Genomic DNA, 20,055 nt, shown 5'->3' on the forward strand with positions numbered 1-20,055 from the left:
CCTACCTCCCGCCCACCCGTTTGAGCGCCCGTTCCGCTTCGCGCTGGGCCTGCGCCATCGCCTCTTCGGGGCTCTGCTGCCCGACCAGGACGCGGTTCACCGCGCCCTCCCAGGCGCGCACCAACTCGCTCGCGGCCGGGCTCGGCGGCAGCGCGAACGCCTTGTCCTGCAACGACAGCACCACCGGTACGCCTTTGGCCAGGATCGGATTTCCCCTGGGGGCGAACACCTCGCGGAAGATCCGCTCGTCGGCGTCCCGGTTGGCGGTGAACGTGCCGCCGTAGGGCTTCCCGGCCTTGGCCAACGCGTCCCGCCGCGCGGTCGCGGCCGTGACCCAGGTACGCGTGTCGGTCATCGTGACCAGGAAGCGGCAGGCCAGGTCGGGGTGCCGGGCACCTTTCGGGATCGCCCACGCCTGGCCGCCGGACTCGGTCAGCACCCGCCCGTCGCGGTCCGTGAACGGCGCGATCGTCACGTCGGCGTCGGGGGAGTTGGTGGCCAGCGTGTTGAGGTACCAGGAGTCCATCGGCATCGCGGCGAGCTGCCCGGTCACGTACTGGTTGTTCGCGCCGAACTGGTCGAACGTGTCGCGGAACGCCTTGAACGACGCCCAGCCGCCCTGCCGGGCCACCAGGTCGGTGGTGTGCCGGACCGCCTCCACCACGCGCGGGTCGTCCAGCCGCGCGCCGGGGCCGACCAGCTCGGCGCCGTTCGCCTTGGCCCACAGCGGCAGGAACTCCGGGATCTTCGGGTCGAAGCCGATGCGCTCCACCCGACCGTCGCCGACCTCCTTCAGCCGGTCCGCCAGCGCGCCCATGCCCGCCCAGTCGGAGGTGGACAGCGTCGCCGGGTCGAGGCCCGCGGCCCGCACCACCGGGTTGTTGACGATCATCAGCCGGACGCTGGAGAACTCCGGCAACCCGTACACCTCGCCCTGGTAGGTGACCTGGCGCAGGGCGGCGTCCCGGAACCGCCCGAGGTCGACGCCGTGGTCGCGCACGCAGGCGTCCAGGCTCTGCACCGCGCCACGTGCCGCGTAGCCGCCGAGCTTGCGGCGTTCCGCGTAGACCAGGTCCGGTGGGTCGCCCGCGGCGACGGCGGAGAGGAACTGCTGCTCGTCGAACGCGCCCTCGGTGATCCGCAGGTCGACGCCGGGGTTGGCCTCGCGGAACACCGCCACGCGTGCCGTCGCGTGCTCGTCCGGCAGGCCGAACCCCATGGTGACCAGCGCGTCGGACGTGTCCGAGCCCAACCCGCCGCACCCGGCGACGACCAGCAGCAACGTGACCAGGAGCCCCCGCATGCCCGCCTCCCCGTGCCCGACGTCGCCGATGACGTCACCGACTCGGTTCCCCTGCGGAAGCCGCGTCACACCAAGGTCGCCCGGTTGGCGCAAAGCGCGGGTGTGCGCAGGTTTGCGTTACCTTGCGCAACCCGGTGGCGGCACCCCGCCGGCGATCGGGCCGGGGCGCTGCCGGGAGAATCCCGCTCGTCACACCGTCGAGCGGGGAGGTCGAACCATGAGTACCGCCGCATCGTCCACCGGCCGGTGGGTGCACACGTGGGTGTCCGCGCCGCAGCTGACCGAGCCGGGCAACCTGCCGCCCGCGCCGTTCACCCGGGACGGGCAGGTGCTCGCCGATGCCACGCTGCGGCAGACCGCGCGCGTCACGGTCGGCGGTGACCGGCTGCGGCTGCGGTTCTCCAACGCGTTCGGCGGCGCGGTCCTGCCGATCACGGCCGTGACGGTCGCGCGGCCGGTCGGCGGGCGGGCCGGGGTGGGCGCGGTGGAGTCGGGATCGGTCCGGCCGGTCACGTTCCACGGTCGTGCGGGCGTCGTGGTGCCGGTCGGGGCGCAGGTCGTGTCGGACCCGCTGGACTTCCCGGTCGGGCCGGAGGCGAACCTGACCGTGACGGCGTACCTGGCGGACGGGCAGGCGTCGGACCTGGTGACGTCGCACCCGGGCTCGCGGACGACCTCCCACCTGCTGGCGGGCGACCACGTCGAGGCGGACGACCTGCCCGGTGCGACGACCACCGACCACTGGTACTTCCTCAGCGGGATCGAGGTGTGGTCGGAGCGGGGCGGATCGGCCGTGGTCACGCTCGGTGATTCCCTGACCGACGGGCGGGGCTCCACCACCAACGGCAACGACCGCTGGCCAGACCGCCTGTCGGCCCGGCTGCGGGCGGAGCCGCCCACCGCGGACGTCGCGGTGCTCAACCAGGGGATCGGTGGGAACCAGGTCTTCGGCGACGGGCTCGGGCCGAGCGCGCTGGCGCGGTTCGACCGCGATGTGCCTGCGCAGAGCGGGGTGAGGTGGCTGGTGCTGTTCGAGGGCATCAACGACCTCTGCACCGCGGAGGCTTCGGCGGTCGTGCAGAAGCAGGTCGTGGGCGACCTGTGTGCGGCTTATGAGCAGGTGGTTGTGCGTGCGCACGCGCACGGGATCAAGGTGTACGGGGCGACGTTGGCGCCGCTGGGCGGCAACGAGGCGTACGACGACCCGGGTGGGCACCGTGAGGCGGCACGCCAGGAGGTCAACGAGTGGATCCGCGGCAGCGGGGTGTTCGACGCGGTGCTCGACTTCGACGCGGTGGTGCGTGACCCGGAGGACCCGCGACGGCTGCGGGGCGAGTACGACGAAGGCGATCACCTGCACATGACCCCGGCCGGTTACCGGGCACTCGCCGACGCTGTTCCGCTGGAGCTGTTCTCCCCGTCCAACTGAGACGGTGTGCCGAGTCGTTGCCGCGTAAAAGTTTCGTGCGCTGTCCACACTCGTGAACGTCGACAGTGGACGGCCGGTTTTCCTTGCCCGGTGGGGTTGAGTCGACCTAGTTTGGTGATGTCGCCGAGTTCGGCGAACGTCACCGAATCCGCATCGGGAGGAACCTGTCCATGATCGGCGTGCACCCCGCGTGGCTCCCCGCCTCCGCGTTCCGGTCGCTCGGCTCGCGCCGGGTCCGCGTCATCGGGGACGGGCCGGTCGTCGGGACGGTCCGCGGCGAGGTCGGGGCGGCGGTGGCCGAGCACGGTGGCGCGCTGGTCGACGACGGGCCGGCGGACCTGGAGCTGGTGTGCGGCCCCGACGACGGTGAGACCGATCCCGAGGCGTTCGTGGTGGGGCGCTCCGGCTCGACCACCGTGGTGCGCGCGATCGACGGCGTCGGCCTGCTGTACGGCTTCCACCACGTGGTGCGGCTGGGTGAGGCGGCGTTCACGGGTGAGGCGAGGGCGCGCAGGCACGCGCCGCGACAGCCGGTGCGGATGCTGGACCACTGGGACAACATCGAGGTGCACCCGGTGATGGGGCAGGTCGAACGCGGGTACGCGGGCGGTTCGATCTTCTACGCCGACGGCGCGGTGCGTGCCGATCTCTCCCGGGCACGGGCCTACGCGCGGCTGCTCGGCTCGATCGGCGTCAACCGGGTCGGCCTGAACAACGTCAACGTGCACCGCACCGAGGCGCGGCTGCTGACCGACCTGCTGCCGGACGTGGTGCGGCTGGCCGAGGTGTTCCGGCCGCACGGGATCAGGGTGCACCTGTCGGTGAGCTTCGCCGCGCCGATGACGCTCGGCGGACTGCCCACGGCCGACCCTCTGGACCCGGCGGTGGGGGAGTGGTGGGCGCGCACGACCGCCGAGGTGTACGCGGCGATCCCCGATTTCGGCGGGTACGTCGTGAAGGCCGACTCGGAGGGGCAGCCCGGCCCGTTCGCGTACGGCCGCGACCACGCGGACGGTGCGAACGTGCTGGCCCGCGCGCTGGCGCCGTTCGGCGGCACGGTGTTCTGGCGGGCGTTCGTCTACAACCACCGGCAGGACTGGCGTGACCGCTCGACCGATCGCGCGCGTGCGGCTCACGACCACTTCGCCCCGCTGGACGGCTCGTTCGACCCGAACGTGGTGCTGCAGGTGAAGGCCGGTCCGATGGACTTCCAGGTGCGCGAGCCGCTGTCGCCGGTGATCGCCGCCATGCCGCGCACCCGGCTCGCGGTCGAGTTGCAGGTGACGCAGGAGTACACCGGGCAGCAGAAGCACGTGTGCTACCTCAACCCGATGTGGCGGGAGATGCTTGGGTTCCGGCCGTGGGGCGAGGGCGAGGGTGAGGGTGAGCTGACGGTCGTGGACATCGCCGGTGGGCGGGGTGCCGCTCCGGCCGGTGGCGTGGTGGCGGTGTCGAACGTCGGCGAGGACCCGTTCTGGACCGGGCACCCGTTGGCGCAGGCGAACCTGTTCGGGTTCGGGCGGCTCGCGTGGGACGACCGGCTCACGCCGGAGGCGGTGCTGGACGAGTGGATCGGGTTGACGTTCCCGGGTCCGGCGGACGTGCGTGAGGCGTTGCACGAGGTCATGGACGGGTCGTGGTTGACGTATGAGAGGTACACGGCGCCGTTGGGGGTCGGGTTCATGGTGAACCCGGGCAACCACTACGGGCCCAGCGTGGACGGGTACGAGTACTCGCCGTGGGGGACGTACCACTTCGCTGATCGCGATGGTGTGGGGGTGGATCGGACGCGGGGTACCGGGACGGGGTTCACCGGGCAGTTCCCGGCGCCGTGGCGGGACGTGTACGAGTCGGTCGAGACGTGTCCGGACGAGTTGTTGCTGTTCTTCCACCACGTGCCGTATGGGCACGTCCTGCACTCGGGCAAGACGGTGATCCAGCACATCTACGACACCCACTTCGCGGGGTGTGAGGAGGTGTCGCGGATGGTGGAGACGTGGGCGCGGCTCAAGGATGACGTGCCGGCGGAGGTGTTCGAGCGGGTTGGTGGGCTGCTGGAGGAGCAGTTGCGGTGTGCGATCGAGTGGCGTGATCAGGTGAACACGTACTTCTGGCGCAAGTCCGGTGTTCCGGACGCCCACGGCCGCACTCTCTACTGAGCGTCGGATCGCGGCTCGGTGGTTGGGTCGGCTCGGTGGTTGGGGCGCGGCTCGGTGGTTGGGTCAGGCTCGATTTGACATGGGGCCCCTTACGGGTACTCCAGGCAGGCCAAAGCCGGGCAGGCCTGGCGGATAAAGCGCCCGCCAAGCCTGCCCGGCTTCGACCAGCCTAAAGCACCCGAACCCCATGTAAAATCGGGCCTTCTGCGGTCGGGCTGCGGTCCCGTCGTGGGCGCGAGTCGAACGCTCGGGTTCCGTGTGTCGTACGTTCAGGTCGGGTGTGTCCTACGTTCGGAACGCGTGTGTCCTACGTTCGCGTCACCCGTGTCCTACGTTCAGAACACCCGAGTTCAACGCTCAGAACACGGCACAGCCGGCCTGACCTGAGGGTTGAACTCGGGGTACCTGAACGTGGGACACGCGCGTTCTGAACGTAGGACACGCGGGCATGGCAGTGCGAGGGGTCGGCGGGCTCCGGGGGGAGTGCCCTGCCGACCCCTCGCGGGGGAGTCCGCCTCCAGGGATGGCCTGGGTGTCCTGGAGGCGGACGGGGGCGTGAGGGTCAGCGGCCGGTCAGTTCCAGGTCCGGCCGCGGCGGCGTCGGGGCCTCGTGCTCGCGCAGCTGGAAGCGGTCGTGGAAGGGGCGCAGGAACTTCGGGGCCCACCAGTTCCACTTGCCCAGCAACGTCATCGTGGACGGCACGAGCACGCACCGCACGATCGTGGCGTCGATCAGCACCGCCACGAACAGGCCGATGCCCAGCTCCTCCACGTCGGCCAGGTCGGCGATGGTGAACCCGGTGAACACGATCAGCACCAGCGCCGCCGCCGACGTGATCACGCGACCGCTGCGCTGCAACCCGCGCCGCACCGCCGTGTCCGTGTCCTCGCCCGCGTCCACGTGCTCCTTGATCCGGCCGAGCAGGAACACCTCGTAGTCCATCGAGAAGCCGAACGCGAACGCCGACACCAGCAGCAGGATGTACGGGCTCAGCCCGCCCACCACCAACGTGTCCAGCACACCGGACAGGAACCCGTGCTGGAAGATCGCCACCATCACGCCGATCGTGGCGCCCAGCGACAGCACGTTCATGAAGATCGCCTTGATCGGCACGGCCAGCGAGCCGGTCATCAAAAACAGCAGCACGAACATCGACAGCAGCACGATGGCGATCGCCAACGGCAGGCCCTCGGTCGTCTTGTCCCACAGGTCGACGATCACCGCCGCGTCACCGAGCACCCACGACTCGCCGCCCGGCGGCCGGTCGGCGCGCACCCGCCCCACGAACTCCTGCGCCGCCTTGCTCTGGCTGTCGCCGTCGAGGTCGAACGCGATCGTGGACAGGTTGTCGCCGGTCGACGCGGACGGGCGGGCCCGGGGCGCGGACGGGTCGTCCCGCCACCGCTGCGCCCACGCGTCCAGCTCCGACGGGCCGGTCCGCGCCACCACGACCACCGGCGGCTGCACGGCCACGCCGAATTTGTCCTGCAGCACGTCGGCCGCCCGCGCGGACTCCATCACGTCCCGCGGCAACCCGGCCAGCTGCGGCAGCTTCGCCGTCGTGGTGAGCGCGGGCAGCGCCAGCAGCAGCAGGACCGCCGACGCGATCACCGTGACGATGATCGGACGCCCCTGGGTGAACCGCGCCAGCCGGGCGAACCCGCCGCGCTCGGAGCTGTCCGCCCGCGACTCGCGGGCGATCGCCTTCGCCGACGGCCGGACCCGCTTGCCGAAGAACCCCAGCAGCGCCGCCGTCAACGTCAGCGCCGCCGCCATCGCGATCAACGTCGCCGAGATGCCCGCCGCGCCCATGGTCTGCAACCGCGGCACGTCGAACGCGAGGAGCCCGCTCAACGCCGCCGAAACCGTCAGTCCGCTGAACAGGATGGTTCGCCCGGCCGTCGCCCACGTGCGCGCCGCGGCCTCGTCCGGCGCCCGCCCGGCGGCCAGCTCGTCCCGGTAGCGGGCCACCAGCAGCAGCCCGTAGTCGATGGACAGGCCCAGGCCCAGCAGCGACACCACCGACATGACGGTGCTGTCCAGGTTGAGGAACGTGGAGAACAGCAGCACCATCGCGAACGACCCGGCGACCGCGGCGATCGCCGCGATCAGCGGCAGCAGCGCGGCCAGCAGGCCGCCGAACACGATGATCAGCGCGATCAGGATGATCGGCAACGTGCTCAGCTCGGCGCGCAGCGTGTCGCGGCCGGAGGTCGTGTTGGTCTCCTGCGCCTGCGGCTCGTCGCCGCCGATCACCACCTCCGCGCCGGGCACGTCGTCGGCCACCCGGTGCAGCCGGTCGGAGACGTCCTCGAGGACCTGCTTCTTGTCGGCCTTCGGCATCTTGCCGAAGCGCACGGTGATCTGCGCGGCCGTGCCGTCGGCCGACACGACCGGGTCGTCCACGGTCTTGATGCCGCCGATGCCGCGCACGTCGTCGATCGCGCGGTCCATCGCCGCCACGGCGCCGGCCGAGCGCACGTCACCGCCGTCCACGACGGCGACCAGCTTGTCGTAGTAGTCGCCCTCGTTGGTCAGGATTTGACGGGCGATGTTGGATTCCATGCCCTGAGAGGGCTTGTTGAGCGCCAGACTGCCGAACAGCGGGCTGAACGCCGCGCCGCCGATCACCATGACCAGGAGCCAGGCCCCGAGGACCCACCAGCGCCGCCGGTAACAGAAGCGCCCCATCCGAGATAGCATGGTCACAGCTTGTCGACCGGACGACCACGTGTCGTTAAGGCCTTCCCCCGGCTTTACCTGCACCCAAGTACAGGTCGGGAACGGGCGCAGGCGTCATGGTGCGGCCTGCGGGGGGACCGTACGGTGGGGAAATGATCGCCAGCGACGCGGCCGGGGCGCGGTCACGCGCGCTCGCGCTCGCCGTGCTCCGAGAGCCGGTGGGGCGACGGGCGTGGTTGGCGACGATGCACCTGGCGACCGGCGCGCTCGTCGCGGTCACGACGGCGCTCGTGCTGCTCGTGCTCATCGCGTTGACCGGCCTGCTGGCGGTGACGGTCGTCGGCGCGGTCGCGTGCCTGGCGGCGGTGGTGATCGTGGTGGACGCCTCCGTGCACGTCCAGCGGGCCCGCTTCGTCGCGTTCCTCGACGTGCACCTGCACGTCGACCGCCGGGTCCCGTCGTCCGGGATGTGGGTGGGCAGGATGCCGGCCCGGGTGCGTGAGCCCGCCGTGTGGCGGCGGTTCGGCTACCACCTGCTGGCCTCGGTGCTCGCGCCGCTCAGCGCGGCCGTCGTGCTGTCGGCGTGGGTCGCGGCCGTCGTGCTGCCACTGTTCGCCCTGTTCAGGCTCCTGTCCGGGGACGACGTGCCGTGGTTGTGGGTGATCGGTGTGGTCGCGTTCTTCGCCGCGCCGTGGCTCGCCCGCGCCGGCGTCGGGCTCGACCTGGTGCTGGCGCGGGCGTTGTTGCAGCGCAGTGCGCGCGACGTGCTGGCCGAGCAAGTGGAGTCGCTGGTGGAGAGCCGGGCCGGGCTGCGCGAGGCCGCGGACGCCGAGCGACGCCGGATCGAGCGCGACCTGCACGACGGCGCGCAGCAGCAGCTCACCTCGCTGGCGATGAACTTGGGCATCGCCCGGCAGACGCTGCCCGACCTGCCCGACCCGGCGCGCGAGGTCATCGTGTCCGCGCACGAGGACGCCAAGTCGGCGCTGGCCGACCTGCGCAACCTGGTCCGCGCCTGCACCCGGCCGTGCTGGACGAACGTGGGCTGGAAGCGGCGCTGGCCGGTGTGTGCGCCCGCTCCCCGGTGCCGGTGCGGCTGGACGTCGAGGTCACCGCGCGTCCGTCGGCGGGTGTCGAGGCGGTCGCCTACTTCGTGGTCTCCGAGAGCCTGACCAACATCGCCAAGCACGCGCGGGCCACGTGCGCGGAGGTATCCGTGCGGACGGTCGGCGGTCTGTTGTCGATAAGGGTCGTGGACGACGGCGTCGGCGGCGCGGGGGAGAAGCACGGTTCAGGGCTGCGCGGCCTGCGCCAGCGGGTGGCCGCGGTGGACGGTGTGCTGACCCTGGACAGCCCCGTCGGCCGGGGGACGTCGATCGAGGTGGAGCTGCCGTGCGAGTGATGATCGTCGAGGAGGAACGCCCGGACCTGGTGATCACCGACGTCCGGATGCCGCCGGACTTCCGCGACGAAGGGCTGCGGGCCGCGCTCGTGCTGCGGCGCGAGTGGCCCGGCCTGGCGGTGCTGGTGCTGTCGCAGTACGTGGAGGAGCGGTACGCCACCGAGTTGCTGTCCTCCCACAACTCCGGTGTCGGCTACCTGCTCAAGGACCGGGTGGCCGACGTCGCCGAGTTCATCGACGCGGTTACGGCGGGTGCTCGCGGGCGGCACCGTCCTCGACCCGGACGTGGTGGCGCAACTGCTGGTCAAGCACCGGCAGCGGCCACTGGACCGGTTGACGCCGCGCGAGTCGGAGGTGCTGCGGCTGATGGCCGAGGGCCGGTCCGACTCGGGCATCGCGGGCGCGCTGTCGGTCAGCGAGAGCGCCGTGGCCAAGCACGTGAACAGCTTCTTCGTGAAGCTGGACATCCCGATCAAGGACACCGACCACCGCCGCGTGATCGCGGTGCAGCGGTTCCTGCAGAGCTGAGGGGAGGCAACGGTGAGCGCACAGACCACCGCCGGGCACCGCGGCCGCCGGGCGTGGCTGGTCGCGGGGGCGCTGTCGGTGACCGCGGGGCTGGTCCTCGGCGGCCTGTACCTGTGGTCGTGGATCGGCAACCGGTCCGAGGGGCAGCACCAGACCTACGCGCGATCGGCCGCACGGGTCGAGGTCGACACCAAGTCCGTGGACGTCACGGTGGTGGCCGGCCGGTCCGACCGGGTGGTCGTGGACCGGGAGCTGCGGTGGTCGTTCGGGCGGCCGGTGATCCGCGAGGTGTGGGACGGGGACGTGCTGCGGATCAGCGCCGAGTGCCCGTCCGCGCCACGGCTGCCCGGCTGCTCGGTGCGCTACCGGATCGAGGTGCCCAGGGCCGCGGCGGTCCAGGCGCGCACGACGTCCGGCTCGCTCTCGGTGACCGGGGTGGACGGCGAGCTGCGGCTCACCACGAACTCGGGTCGGCTGACGGCCGACGGCGTCGGCGGCGCGCTGTGGGCCAGCGCCCAGTCCGGGGACATCGTGGCGACCGGGCTGCGGTCGGAGACGGTGGACGTCTCCAGCACCTCCGGCCGCTCGGCGCTCGGCTTCGCGGGCACGCCGCGCGTGGTGACGGCCAACGTGCGCTCCGGTGACCTCGACCTGCGCGTGCCGCGGGGCGGCGGCCCTTATGCGGTGCTGCTCAGCGTCCAGTCCGGCGCCCGCACGACCCCGACGACCTGGCCGTGCTGTGCTACGGCTCGGCCAGGGTCGAGCTGGTCGGCACGCTGATCTCCTACGACGCGCTGGGGCACGGCGTGCGGCGGACCAGGGACGCGCTGCGCCTCACCGCCGACGACCGGCTGCTCAGCTGGCTGCCGCCGGACCACTACACCGGCCTGATGAACCTGGTGACGGTGCTGGCGATCGGTGGCACGGCGGTGCTGATGCCGCCGCGCGAGTTCGCCCGCGACCCGCTCGCGTGGCTGCACCTGGTCGACCGCCACCGCGTCACGGTCAGCGGCGCCGCGCCGGCCGCGTACGCCCGCTGCGTGGCCGCCGCCGCGCAACGGCCGGTCGACGGGATCGACCTGTCGAGCTGGCGGATCGCCTACACCTCGCCGGTGGCCCTGGAGCACCCGGTGCTGACCGCGTTCGCCGAGGCCGCGGCGCCGTTCGGGTTCGACCCGGCGGCGCTGTGCGTGGCGTACTGCCTGCCCGAGGCCACCTTCCTGGTCACCTCCTCCGAGCCCGGCGTGCAGCCGCGCGCGGTGCGGGTCTCGCGGTCGGCGCTGGAGAAGAACACGCTCGTCGAGTCGGCCCACCCGGACGGCCCGGTGCTGATCGGCGCCGGCCGGGTGGACCACCTCGACGTGCGGGTGGTGGACCCCGACTCGGCCCGGGCGCTGCCCGACCGCCGCGTCGGCGAGGTGTGGCTGCGGGTCGGCGGGTTGGCGCTGGGCTACTGGCGCCAGGACGCGGAGACCGCCCGCAGCTTCGGCGCCACCCTCGACAACGGCGAGACCGGGTTCTTCCGCACCGGCGACCTCGGCGTGCTGGACGACGGCGAGCTGTACGTCCTGGGCGGCGCGGACGGCATGCTCTCGGTGTCCGGGCGGACGTTGCGGGCGCTGGACCTCGAACGCGAGCTGGCCGAGCTGTTCCGCGGCTGGGCGGGCACCGGGCGAGCGTGTTCACCGTCGCCGTGCCGGACGAGGAGGTCGTCGTGGTGCAGGAGGCCGACCACGACGACCCCGACGAGCTGAGGGCGCAGGCCGCGGCCGTGCGGTCCTGGCTGCGCCGGCGCGCACGGGTCCGGTTCGGCAGCGTGGTGTTCCTGCGCGCCGGCGGCATCCCGGCGATCCGCTGCGACCGCACGCGCCGCGCGCTGGTCAAGAACCTGTTCGCGGCACGGGCGACCAGCCCGGTCTACGAGGAGCTCGACGTGGACGTTCGGCGCCGCTACCGGGCCGCGCCGACCCGCGAGAGGAGACGGGATGTCCGGATCGCAGGCTGACCGCGGCACCGGCGTCCACTTCACCCTCCTCGGCACCGTGGACGTCACCGTGGCCGGCGAGCGCATAGGCCTGCGCGCCGCGAAGCTGCGCACCGTGCTGGCGTTGCTGCTGCTGGGGCGCGGCAGCCTGGTGTCGGACGCGCGGATCACCGAGATGCTGTGGGGCGACGACCCGCCGGCGACCGCCGAGGCGCAGATCCAGACCTACGTCTCCCGGCTGCGCAAGATCCTCGGCAGCGGGTGCGCGATCACGCGGCTGCGGCCCGGCTACGTCCTCGACGTCGGCACGGCGCGGCTCGACCTGATCGAGTTCGAGCGCATCGCCGCCGCGGGGCGCCAGGCCGCCACGGTCGGGCGCACGGTCGCGGCGGCCGAACTGCTGTCCCGGGCGTTGGCGGTGTGGAGCGGACCGGCCCTGGCCGGTGTCACCGAGATCCTCGAAGCCGTGGCCACGCCGGACCTGGAGGAACGCCGCCTGGTGGTGCTGGAGGACCGGGTGGCGGTCGACATGGCGCTGGGCAGGCACGGTGACCTCGTCGCCGAGCTGACCGGCCTGGTCGGGCAGCACCCGCTGCGGGAACGGCTGCGCGGCCAGCTGATGACCGTGCTGAACGTGACCGGCCGCCAGGCAGAGGCGCTGAACTGCTACCACGAGCACCGGCGGCGGCTGGCCGCGGAGATGGGCATCGACCCGGGCGCGGAACTGCGCCGGATCTACGGGCAGGTGCTCGAAGCGGCACCGGACCGGCCCGAGCGCGCCACCGTGTCGGCGTGGAACCCGCGCGGCCCGAAGACGAGCGTGCCCGCGCACCTGCCGCCCGACATCGCCGACTTCACCGGCCGCGCCACGCACCTGGCCACCCTGCGGGCGTTGCTGCGCCCGGACCCCCGGCGGTCGTCCGCCGCGGCGTGCGTGATCTCGGGGATGGCGGGAGTGGGCAAGACCGCCCTCGCCCTGCACGCCGCGCACCGCGCCCGCGCCGACTTCCCCGACGGGCAGTGCTACCTCGACCTGCGCGGCACCACCGCGCCGGTCAAGCCCTACGACGCGCTGGGCAAGCTGCTCACCGCCCTGGGCGTGCCCGCCGCGGACCTGCCGTCCGACCTGGAGGAACGGGTCCGGCTCTACCGCGGCCGGCTCGACGGCAGGCGCATGCTCGTGGTGCTGGACGACGCCGCGGACGAACGGCAGGTCCGGCCGCTGCTGCCCGGCGACCCGAAGTGCGGCGTGCTCGTCACCGGGCGGGCCAGGCTCTCCGCGCTGCCCGGCGTGCCGCTGATCGACCTGGACGTGCTCCCGACGGCCGAGGCGGTGGACCTGCTCGGCCGGATCGTCGGCAGGCGGCGAACACCGCCCGACGCCGAGACCGCCGAGCGGATCGCGCTCCGGTGCGGCGGACTGCCGCTGGCGGTGCGCATCGCGGGCGCGCGGCTGGTCGCCAAGCCGCACCTGCGGCCCGTCGACCTCGCCGCGCGGCTCGACGACCGCCGCCACCGGCTCGACGAGCTCCGGTTCGCCGACCTGGACGTGCGGGCGAGCCTGGCGCTGAGCTACCGCGGGCTGCCCGCGGCGGCACAACGCGCGTTCCGGCTGCTCGCGCTGCTCGACCAGCCGCGGTTCTCCGTGTGGAACGCCGCGGTCGTGCTGGACGCGACCGTCGGCGAGGCGCGGGAGCTGGCCGAGCGACTGGTGGACGCGCGGCTGCTCGACGTGCCGGACGCGGAGCTGCCCGGCCAGGACCGCTACGCCTACCACGACCTGGTCCGCGCCGTGGCGGCCGAACTCGTGGCCGAGGACGACCCGGTGGACGACCGGGTCGCGGCCCTGCACCGCGCGCACGCCAGCATGCGTGACTCGACCGACTGACCTGGGGGACCATCGGATGTCCTGGTTGCGCACCTTCGTGCCCAGGCCGCGGCCGCTCCTGCGGCTGTTCTGCTTCCCGCACGCCGGCGGCACGGCCGGCGCGTACCGGTCGTGGACCGGCCTGCTGCCCCCCGAGGTCGAGCTGGTGGCCGTGCAGTACCCCGGGCGCCACGACCGGTTCGGCGAGCCGTGCGTGACGTCGATGGAGGACCTGGTCGCGGGCGCCGCGGCGGACATGCGCCCGCTGCTCGACCGGCCGTACGCGTTGTTCGGGCACAGCATGGGCGCCACCGCGGCGTTCGAGACGGCTCGCGCGTTCCAGCGCGCCGGGCTGCCCGCGCCGGTGAGGCTGTTCGCGTCGGCCCGCGCCGCGCCGTCGCGGTCGCGCCCGGTCGACGTGGACACCGACAGCGACGCGGCACTGCTGGCCCACGTCCGCGAGCTGGGCAGCGCGGGCGGCAGGCACCTCGACGCCGAACCCCGGCTGCGGCCCGTCGTCCTGCCCGCCCTGCGCGGTGACCTGGTGGTCCTCAACTCCTACCGCTTCGCAGGCGGGCCGCTGCGCTGCCCGATCACCGCCCTGTCCGGCAGCGCGGACGACAACGTCCCGCCCGAGGAGATCTGGGCCTGGCAGCGGCACACCACCCAGCCGCTGCACCACGTCGAGCTGCCCGGCGGCCACTTCTACCTGGAGACCGCGACGGCCGAACTGGTCGAGCTGGTGCTGCGCCAGGTGCTCGCCCCGGTGTGAAGCGGGGGATTGACGACGGTAGCCGGTGTTGGCATGGTCTGAACCAGTGAGAGCGCTCTCTCATCGACCTGTCGGGGTGCGCGGCCGGACCTGCATCCGGGCGCGCGCCTCCCTGCCGACAAGGAGATCCACGTGCGTCTGACAACGTTGACAAAGATCGGAGTGGCGTCCGTGCTCGCGGTGAGCGGGCTGGTGGTCGCCCCGGCGGCCCAGGCCGCGCCGGAGCTGTCGCCGGGCCTGGTGTCCGCGATGCGGACCGCGTTCGGGCTGACCGAGCAGCAGGCGTTGACCCGGCTCGACCAGGAAGCGAAGGCGACCCGTCGGGCGCCGTCCGCGCGCACCGCCGCCGGGTCGTCGTTCGGCGGCAGCTGGTTCGACGCGGACCGGGGCGTGCTCGTGGTCGGCGTGACCGACGAGGCCGCCGCCGACCGGGTCCGCGCCACGGGCGCCGAGGCGCGGCTGGTCACCCGGACCGCCGCCGAGCTGGACCGGCTCAAGGACCGGGTGGACGCGCTGTCCGCGGCGGGCGCGGTGCCCGCGGCCGTCACCAGCTGGCACCCGGACCCGCGCCGCGGCGCGGTGGTGGTCGACGTCCAGCCCGGCGTGCAGACCGCGGAGGTCGCGCGGTTCCTGGCCGAGGCGCGCAAGTCCGGCCCCGTCGAGGTGAACACCAAGGGCGTCACCGCGCCCGTGCCGTTCGCCGCCGGAACCGTCGGCGGCGACCCGTACTACACCGGCAACGTCCGCTGCTCCATCGGCTTCTCGGTGCACGGCGGCTACGTCACGGCCGGGCACTGCGGCGGCACCGGCGCGCAGGTGTACGGCTGGGACCGGTCCTGGCAGGGCCAGTTCGCCGGTTCCTCGTTCCCCGGCAACGACTACGCGTGGGTCCGCACCGGCGGCGGCTGGTGGAACGTGCCCGTCGTGCTCGGCTGGGGCACGGTCCCCGACGCGCTGGTGCGCGGTTCCTGGGAGGCACCGGTCGGCACCTCGGTCTGCCGCTCGGGCTCGACCACCCGCTGGCACTGCGGCGTGATCCAGTCGCGCAACGAGACCATCCACTACGCGCAGGGTGACGTGCACCAGATGGCCGGCACCAGCGTGTGCGCCGAGGGTGGCGACTCCGGTGGCTCGTTCATCACCGGCGACCAGGCCCAGGGCGTGACGTCCGGAGGGTACGGCAACTGCTCGTCCGGCGGTCGGACGTGGTTCCAGCCGATCAACGAGATCCTGTCCGTCTACGGCCTGAGGCTGCTCACCGCCTGACGGCGACCGCGGACCCGCTCGCGCTCGCGGGCGGGTCCGCGCACGGCTCACCGCGGGGACCGGCCGACCGCCCGCCACGACGTCGGTGCGGTGTAGTGGGTGGGACGTGTCCACGGCTGCCGTGCTCGTGTCGTCGTCGTGGTCGCCGGCGCCCGCAGTGCCGCCAGCGCGATGAGCAGCGCGGCAACTTCCACCTCGTCCGGGTGCCCGCCCCGGATCGCGACGGCGACCGTCATGACGGCGGGTTGCCGTGCTTGCGGTACGGCTGCCCGGCGTGCTTCGCGCGCAGCACCGCCAGCGACTCGGCGAGCACGGCCCGGGTGCGCACCGGGTCGATCACGTCGTCCACCAGACCGCGTTCGGCGGCGTAGTAGGGGTGCATCAGCTCGTCGCGGTACTCGGTGATGCGGTCCCGCCTCGCCGCCGCCGGGTCCGGTGCGGCGGCGATCTCCTTGCGGAACACCACGTTCGCCGCGCCCTCGGCGCCCATGACGGCGATCTCGTTGATGGGCCAGGCGAAGGAGAGGTCCGCGCCGATGGAACGGGAGTCCATCACGATGTAGGCGCCGCCGTACGCCTTGCGCACGATGACCTGCACCCGCGGCACGGTCGCCGCGCAGTAGGCGTAGAGCAGCTTGGCACCGTGGCGGATGATGCCGCGGTGCTCCTGGTCGCTGCCGGGCAGGAAACCGGGCACGTCCACCAGGGTGACGAGCGGGATGTTGAACGCGTCGCAGGTCTGCACGAACCGCGCGGCCTTCTCGGCGGCGGCGATGTCGAGCACGCCCGCCAGCACCATCGGCTGGTTGGCGATGACACCGACCACGTGCCCGTCGATCCGGCCGAGCCCGCACAGCACGTTGCCCGCCCAGTTCTCGTGGAACTCCAGGAAATCGCCGTCGTCGAGCACTTCGGTGACGACCCGGCCCATGTCGTAGGGCAGGGACGGGTCGGCGGGCACCAGGTCGAGCAGGGCGGTGTTGAGGCGGTCGGCCGGGTCGTCGCCACCGACGGCGGGAGGCGCTTCCTGGTTGTTGGCCGGCAGCATCGAGATGAGGTAGCGCACGTCCTCCAGGCAGCTGACCTCGTCGTCGTGGACGAACGTGGCGACCCCCGACTCACGGGCGTGCACGTCGGCGCCGCCGAGCTGCTCGTGCGTGATCACCTCACCGGTCACCGCCTGCACCACGTCCGGGCCGGTGACGAACATCTGCGCGGTGCCGCGCACCATGAACACGAAATCGGTCAACGCGGGCGAGTACGCGGCACCACCCGCGCACGGGCCGAGCAGCACGCTGATCTGGGGGATCACGCCGGAGGCCCGGACGTTGCGCCGGAAGATGCCGCCGTAGCCGGCCAGACCCGTGACGCCTTCCTGGATGCGCGCGCCCGCGCCGTCGTTGAGGCTGACCAGCGGTGCGCCCGCCGCCTCGGCCAGGTCCATGAGCTTGTGGATCTTCTGCGCGTGCGCCTCGCCCAGCGAGCCGCCGAAGACCCGGAAGTCGTGGGCGTAGACGAAGACCCGCCTGCCGTCCACCGTGCCCCAGCCGGTGACCACGCCGTCACCGGGAGGGTGGCGGCGCTCCATGCCGAACCCGACCGCGCGGTGCTTGCGCAGCCCTTCCAGCTCCACGAACGAGCCGGGGTCCAGCAGGACGTCCAGCCGTTCCCACACGGTCAGCTTGCCCTTGGCGTGTTGCCGGGCCGTGGCGGTCGCGTCCGGTCCGGAGCGGACGCTCGCCCTCAGCGCGTGCAGCGCGGCCACCCGGTCGCGCAGCGTTTCCGGTGCGCTTTCCGCGGTCCAGGCCACCGCGGGTGCCCTCTGGTCGAATGTCGTCACGCCTTCGAGCGTAGGAATCGCGGGTCGTGCGGAGCCATACCCCTTAGGAGGCAGTGGACGTGCTCACCGCGTGCCGCGGGAATTGCGGCAGCACCGTTTCCGCGATTTCGTGCAGCACCTCGTCAACGGGCCGGGAACTGCTCCGCAGGCTCAACGACAGGTGGCTCACGCCGAGTTCGTCGAGCCGGCCCAGGTGGTCGAGGAACGCGTCGCCGCCCAGCCGCAGGCCGTGGAAGATCGGCGACGGCCCGGTGGTCCGGTTCTCGGCCAGGTCCAGCATCATCGGCATCAGGTACGGCTTGCTGTTGCCCGCCTCGTCGGTCGACGCGCGCCACTGGGCGATCTGCCCGGCCAGGGACGAGACGTCGCGCGGGTAGTTGAACCAGCCGTCGGCGTGCCGCGCGATCCAGTCCAGCGACTGGCGTGCCCGGCCCGCCACGACCAGCGGCACCGTGCCGCCGACGGGTTTGGGCAGCACGTCCAGCGCCAGGTCGGCGTGCACGCCGAGGTCGGGCACGCTGATGCCGGCACCGGGCTCGGGGGTGGCCCAGGCGGCGCGCAAGGTGTCCACGGCGCTGCGGAAGATCCGGTCGCGGCGGTCGAAGTCGACGCCGAACAGCGGGTACTCCACCGGCCGGTCGCCGCTGGCGATGCCGAGCACGAACCGGCCGCCGCTGAGCACGTCGACCGTCGCGGCGGCCTTGGCCACCAGCAGCGGGTTGCGCAGCGGGAGCGCCACGGCGGCGGTGCCGAGCACGGCGCCGGTGGTGGTCGCGGCCAGGTGGCCCAGGTGGGTGAAGGTCTCGAAGACCGTGCCGGCGTCGCCGAACCGGACCTGGTCGTGGACGGGCACGTCGCGCACCCACAGGGCGGCGAAGCCGAGTCGGTCGGCCAGCGCCGCCAGCTCCGCGTGCCGGACCAGGTCCGGAACGCCGCGCCGCGCCGTCGAGGTGAAGTCGTTGTCCAGGGGCAGGTCGATGCCCACGGTGAGTTGACCGGTCGGCCGGTCGAGCCGCCGCAATGCGTTCGACGGGGTCATGCAAAATCCTTTGTGCCGTGATTACCGATACGACGAACGTTACTGGTGCCGATGGCGCGAACACGGCCACTACATCGGAAGTATGAGTGCCCGGAATCGAAAGGTGCACCCGATTCCGCACCCCGCGACGGCACGGCGGGACGGGCTGTCCGGTTGGACAGCCCGTCCTGGCCGCACGTCCGGCGTTCAGCCGGCCAGCGTCGCCGGGTCGGGCGCCTTCCTCGCCGTGGTCGCGGTGGCGAGGAACGACAGCACCGGCTGCGGCCGGGAGACCGGTGCCAGCGCGGCCAGGTGCCCGTCGGGGCGCACCAGTGCGACCACCGGTCGCCGACCGAACACCGCCACCAGCCCGGCACGCTCCCGAGCCGGTAACCCGGCCAGGTCGCACACGGCGGCGGTGCCGTCGAGCAGCGCGGTCACCTCGGCCCGGTCCTCGGCCCAGGCGCCCGGCGTCGCGGCACCCGGCCACAGCAACGCGGTGAACCGCTCGGGGTCCAGCAGACCGCGCCCGATCCTCGGCCCGTTGGTCGAGTGGAACGGCACCCGTTGGCCGGGGCGCACGCGCTTGGGCTGAGGGCGCAGCAGCGACCGTTGCTGCGGCTTGCCGTACGCGAGACCGACCCCGCCGATCAGCGGTGCGGCCACCTTCTCCAGCATCCCGGTCACCCGCGCGGTGCTCACCACCACGTCGCGCACCAGGCTCGGCAGCGGCTTGACCTGCCGGGCGGCCAGGATCTGCTTGTCCACCACGGCGGTCACCTGCTGCGCCGCCCGGCGCCGCTCGGCGTCGTAGGTGTCCAGGATCGGCTCGGGCAGCCTGCCCCGGATCACCCCGCCCAGCTTCCACCCCAGGTTGAACGCGTCCTGGATGCCCAGGTTCAGCCCCTGCCCACCCAGCGGCACCACGCAGTGCGCGGAGTCGCCGACCAGGAACGTGCGGCCGATCCGGAAGCGCTCGGCGATGCCCGGTCGCGGCTGGAAGGTCCGGATCCACTTGGGCTCGCCGATCCGGTAGGGCAGGCTCGCCCGCTTGTTCACGATCTCCTGGAGCTGCTCGCGGGTGAACGACTCCCAGCCGTCACCCACCGGCGGCACGATCGAGGCCATCCGGCCGACACCGTCGGTCATCGGGATCATCGGCAGCAGGCCGTTGCGGGAGTAGTGGTACTCCACCTCGGTGCCCAGCGGTCCGCTGACCGGGAAGTCGCCGATCGAGATGCCCAGCTCGAACGGCTTGCCGGGGTACGGGACCTCCAGCAGCCGCCGCGTGGTGCTGCCCACGCCGTCCGACCCGATCACCCACTTCGGCCGGGCGGTGCGCACCACGCCGTCCGCACCGCGCAGCTCGACGGCGGGTCCGTCCGGGTCGATGGCCTCCAGGGTGGTGCCCAGCTCGTAGACGCCGCCCAGGTCGGCGAAGCGGCGGCGCAGCACCTTCTCGATCTCGCGCTGCGGCAGGGACAGGGTGAACGGCAGGGCGGTGCCCAGCCGGTCCATCGGCACGGTGCCCAGCCGCCGCCCGCCGGAGAAGTAGCCGACCCCGGTGATCCGGAAACCCAGCGACACCAGGTCGTCCACCACGCCGATGCGGTGCAGCAGCTCCAGCATGCGCGGCCAGATCAGCACCGCGCGCGAGTGCGGGTCGCCGTCGTCGAGCACCTCCTTGCGGTCGACCACGCGCACGGACACGCCTTGCTGCAACAGGTCGCAGGCCAGCATGGTGCCCACCGCGCCGCCACCGATCACCAGAACGTCGGGCTCGCCCGCCCGCTCAGCCATCTGC

The 20,055-nt window shown here is 72.8% G+C and carries 16 protein-coding genes and 1 pseudogene; 11 read left to right on the forward strand and 6 right to left on the reverse strand.

What is annotated here, in order from left to right; translation table 11 throughout:
• Nucleotide 1: 1 nt before the first annotated feature.
• A complete protein-coding gene (locus A6A25_RS21810) occupies nt 2-1,303 on the reverse strand; it encodes an extracellular solute-binding protein (protein WP_073893232.1) in 1,302 nt (433 codons plus the stop codon).
• Between the two features lie 217 nt (nt 1,304-1,520).
• Here A6A25_RS21810 and A6A25_RS21815 point away from each other — a divergent pair, with 217 nt between their 5' ends.
• Together A6A25_RS21815 and A6A25_RS21820 are read left to right on the forward strand one after the other, a co-directional pair.
• The gene (locus A6A25_RS21815) at nt 1,521-2,732 is read left to right on the forward strand and encodes an SGNH/GDSL hydrolase family protein (protein WP_073892792.1); all 1,212 of its coding nucleotides are present in this window, start codon (nt 1,521-1,523) and stop codon (nt 2,730-2,732) included.
• A gap of 170 nt (nt 2,733-2,902) precedes the next feature.
• A complete protein-coding gene (locus tag A6A25_RS21820; protein ID WP_073892794.1) occupies nt 2,903-4,891 on the forward strand; it encodes an alpha-glucuronidase in 1,989 nt (662 codons plus the stop codon).
• Nucleotides 4,892-5,453: 562 nt separating this feature from the next.
• Here the strand turns inward: A6A25_RS21820 and A6A25_RS21825 are convergent.
• Nucleotides 5,454-7,583, reverse strand: coding sequence for an MMPL family transporter (locus A6A25_RS21825; RefSeq protein ID WP_198932805.1), 2,130 nt, complete (start codon nt 7,581-7,583; stop codon nt 5,454-5,456).
• Nucleotides 7,584-7,726: 143 nt separating this feature from the next.
• On the opposite strand from A6A25_RS21825, the gene A6A25_RS21830 reads away from it, so the two are divergent.
• From A6A25_RS21830 to A6A25_RS21875, 9 genes and pseudogenes are all read left to right on the forward strand, one after another.
• On the forward strand, nt 7,727-8,746 hold the full coding sequence (locus tag A6A25_RS21830; protein ID WP_198932806.1) for a sensor histidine kinase: 1,020 nt from the start codon (nt 7,727-7,729) through the stop codon (nt 8,744-8,746).
• The gene (locus tag A6A25_RS44850) at nt 8,728-8,976 is read left to right on the forward strand and encodes a sensor histidine kinase (protein ID WP_198932807.1); all 249 of its coding nucleotides are present in this window, start codon (nt 8,728-8,730) and stop codon (nt 8,974-8,976) included. The genes A6A25_RS21830 and A6A25_RS44850 overlap by 19 nt, the downstream gene beginning before the upstream one ends.
• Nucleotides 8,967-9,504: pseudogene (locus A6A25_RS21835) on the forward strand (LuxR C-terminal-related transcriptional regulator). The gene A6A25_RS44850 and the pseudogene A6A25_RS21835 overlap by 10 nt, the downstream one beginning before the upstream one ends.
• Nucleotides 9,505-9,516: 12 nt before the next feature.
• The gene (locus A6A25_RS21840; protein ID WP_073892796.1) at nt 9,517-10,284 is read left to right on the forward strand and encodes a DUF4097 family beta strand repeat-containing protein; all 768 of its coding nucleotides are present in this window, start codon (nt 9,517-9,519) and stop codon (nt 10,282-10,284) included.
• On the forward strand, nt 10,239-11,258 hold the full coding sequence (locus A6A25_RS21845) for an AMP-binding protein (protein WP_073892797.1): 1,020 nt from the start codon (nt 10,239-10,241) through the stop codon (nt 11,256-11,258). The genes A6A25_RS21840 and A6A25_RS21845 overlap by 46 nt, the downstream gene beginning before the upstream one ends.
• A complete protein-coding gene (locus A6A25_RS21850) occupies nt 11,219-11,509 on the forward strand; it encodes a hypothetical protein (protein WP_143193327.1) in 291 nt (96 codons plus the stop codon). Before A6A25_RS21845 ends, A6A25_RS21850 begins: the two co-directional genes overlap by 40 nt.
• Nucleotides 11,490-13,376, forward strand: coding sequence for an AfsR/SARP family transcriptional regulator (locus A6A25_RS42385; protein WP_083668542.1), 1,887 nt, complete (start codon nt 11,490-11,492; stop codon nt 13,374-13,376). The genes A6A25_RS21850 and A6A25_RS42385 overlap by 20 nt, the downstream gene beginning before the upstream one ends.
• Nucleotides 13,377-13,392: 16 nt before the next feature.
• Nucleotides 13,393-14,127, forward strand: a complete 735-nt coding sequence (locus A6A25_RS21870; protein WP_073892801.1) for a thioesterase II family protein — start codon at nt 13,393-13,395, stop codon at nt 14,125-14,127.
• Between the two features lie 132 nt (nt 14,128-14,259).
• On the forward strand, nt 14,260-15,393 hold the full coding sequence (locus tag A6A25_RS21875; protein ID WP_073892803.1) for a S1 family peptidase: 1,134 nt from the start codon (nt 14,260-14,262) through the stop codon (nt 15,391-15,393).
• 47 nt (nt 15,394-15,440) lie between these two features.
• Here A6A25_RS21875 and A6A25_RS21880 read toward each other — a convergent pair whose 3' ends face one another.
• The 4 genes from A6A25_RS21880 to A6A25_RS21895 form a co-directional block, all read right to left on the reverse strand.
• Nucleotides 15,441-15,629: an acyl-CoA carboxylase epsilon subunit gene (locus tag A6A25_RS21880; RefSeq protein ID WP_073892805.1), complete on the reverse strand. Its 189-nt coding sequence runs from the start codon at nt 15,627-15,629 to the stop codon at nt 15,441-15,443.
• Nucleotides 15,626-17,149: an acyl-CoA carboxylase subunit beta gene (locus A6A25_RS21885; protein WP_241828868.1), complete on the reverse strand. Its 1,524-nt coding sequence runs from the start codon at nt 17,147-17,149 to the stop codon at nt 15,626-15,628. Before A6A25_RS21885 ends, A6A25_RS21880 begins: the two co-directional genes overlap by 4 nt.
• Before the next feature lie 127 nt (nt 17,150-17,276).
• Nucleotides 17,277-18,272 (reverse strand): TIGR03571 family LLM class oxidoreductase, encoded by a 996-nt coding sequence (locus A6A25_RS21890; RefSeq protein WP_073892809.1) that lies wholly within the window; start codon nt 18,270-18,272, stop codon nt 17,277-17,279.
• Between the two features lie 186 nt (nt 18,273-18,458).
• Nucleotides 18,459-20,051, reverse strand: coding sequence for an FAD-dependent monooxygenase (locus A6A25_RS21895; RefSeq protein WP_158073787.1), 1,593 nt, complete (start codon nt 20,049-20,051; stop codon nt 18,459-18,461).
• Between the last annotated feature and the right edge of the window lie 4 nt (nt 20,052-20,055).

The organism is Saccharothrix sp. CB00851 (assembly GCF_001905065.1).
Classification (GTDB): domain Bacteria; phylum Actinomycetota; class Actinomycetes; order Mycobacteriales; family Pseudonocardiaceae; genus Actinosynnema.

What these genes read in the sequence shown, in the direction of transcription:
- A6A25_RS21825 (WP_198932805.1), bottom strand. Translation starts at nt 7,583, where the DNA reads ATGGGGCGCTTCTGTTACCGGCGGCGCTGGTGGGTCCTCGGGGCCTGG.
- A6A25_RS21810 (WP_073893232.1), bottom strand. Translation starts at nt 1,303, where the DNA reads ATGCGGGGGCTCCTGGTCACGTTGCTGCTGGTCGTCGCCGGGTGCGGC.
- A6A25_RS21870 (WP_073892801.1), top strand. Translation starts at nt 13,393, where the DNA reads ATGTCCTGGTTGCGCACCTTCGTGCCCAGGCCGCGGCCGCTCCTGCGG.
- A6A25_RS21890 (WP_073892809.1), bottom strand. Translation starts at nt 18,272, where the DNA reads ATGACCCCGTCGAACGCATTGCGGCGGCTCGACCGGCCGACCGGTCAA.
- A6A25_RS21880 (WP_073892805.1), bottom strand. Translation starts at nt 15,629, where the DNA reads ATGACGGTCGCCGTCGCGATCCGGGGCGGGCACCCGGACGAGGTGGAA.
- A6A25_RS21830 (WP_198932806.1), top strand. Translation starts at nt 7,727, where the DNA reads ATGATCGCCAGCGACGCGGCCGGGGCGCGGTCACGCGCGCTCGCGCTC.
- A6A25_RS21815 (WP_073892792.1), top strand. Translation starts at nt 1,521, where the DNA reads ATGAGTACCGCCGCATCGTCCACCGGCCGGTGGGTGCACACGTGGGTG.
- A6A25_RS21895 (WP_158073787.1), bottom strand. Translation starts at nt 20,051, where the DNA reads ATGGCTGAGCGGGCGGGCGAGCCCGACGTTCTGGTGATCGGTGGCGGC.
- A6A25_RS42385 (WP_083668542.1), top strand. Translation starts at nt 11,490, where the DNA reads ATGTCCGGATCGCAGGCTGACCGCGGCACCGGCGTCCACTTCACCCTC.
- A6A25_RS21820 (WP_073892794.1), top strand. Translation starts at nt 2,903, where the DNA reads ATGATCGGCGTGCACCCCGCGTGGCTCCCCGCCTCCGCGTTCCGGTCG.